Raw genomic sequence first — 293 nt, 5'->3', positions numbered from 1 at the left:
GGCGCGCCGGCTGGAAGTGATCACGGAGACGGGACGACGTCGTTGGTTCTCCAAGGACGACAAGGCCCGGATTGTCGGGGAGACGCTGGTACCAGGCGCGGTCGTTTCCGAGATTGCACGGCGACACGGGCTGACCCCACAACAAGTGTTCACTTGGCGCCGGCAAGCGCGCCGGCAGCCGGCGCCGGGCGACGTCTGGTCTTTGGCGCGACATCGAGCTTCGAGCACGCCAGTCGTGAAGCATCAGCCGAATGCCGGCTCAGGAGGACGGACCTCGTACATTGAAATCGGCC

At 65.5% G+C, this 293-nt stretch carries 1 protein-coding gene; it reads left to right on the top strand.

Annotated features, from left to right (window positions below; all coding sequences use genetic code 11):
• Positions 1–16: 16 nt before the first annotated feature.
• Positions 17–293 (top strand): transposase (locus AC0L3X_RS47540; RefSeq protein ID WP_473317671.1); only part of this gene is annotated, 277 nt, incomplete at its 3' end.

The sequence above is a fragment of the Bradyrhizobium sp. MI1.7 genome (assembly GCF_055811795.1).
This window is presented reverse-complemented; position numbering and strand designations above follow the sequence as displayed.